This is a genomic window from Oleiphilus sp. HI0125 (assembly GCF_001635355.1).
Window position 1 is genome coordinate 1 of record NZ_LWGF01001386.1, and the last position, 755, is coordinate 755.

Genomic DNA, 755 nt, shown 5'->3' on the forward strand with positions numbered 1-755 from the left:
TATCGACTTGAATTACTTTGCCTAGGTATTTTCCATCAAACACAAACTCAAGCTTCTCTTTGAGTTCCTTGGCGTGAGTGGTGTCTCTTGCGATAACGAGCATGAATGGTTTTACTATGCGTTCATCATTCTCATGAGCATAAGTAATCAATTCAACTTTGGTAGCTTCGTGCAGTCGGATACCATCCATCAACTTGATGGTTTCTAATTCATCTTTCGAATACTGGCTTGAGTCAAAGTTCCTCTGCGTAACTACCGCGGGCTCTTTTACAAAACCATCATCCATTGCGCGAGCAAGTGGGTAGTCAACAACAACATTCTTAAATGGTTTTGCGCCACGGCTAGATTCAACGAATGGCGTCGCGGTCAGTTCTAAACCGAATATTGGATTGAGCTCATTCAGTGCTTTAACACCTGCGCTCGCCCTGTATCGGTGAGATTCATCCATCAACAGAACCAGATCAGGTAAGCCTGCTAAATAGCTAAAATAGCTGTCACCCAAGTATTCAGAAAGTCTTTTAATGCGCGGCGCTTTACCGCCACGAACTTCGGAGTTGATTTTTGAAATGTTAAAAACATTGACTCGAACGTTCGAAAGAATATCCCCCATTAGTTGAGCGCCGCGTTGCTCATAGTTGTCTCCAGTAATCACTTCAGGAGGGTAGGAAGCGAACTCTGCAATACCTTTAAAGACATATTTAGGTGTGCCAGGTGTAAAATCGGCGATCAACTTTTCGTAGATCGTTAGGTTTGGT

The 755-nt window shown here is 43.3% G+C and carries 1 protein-coding gene; it reads right to left on the minus strand.

Features of this window, described 5'->3' with window-relative positions:
• On the minus strand, nt 1-755 hold a 755-nt coding region (locus tag A3762_RS23750; protein ID WP_197469545.1), incomplete at both ends, for a DEAD/DEAH box helicase family protein.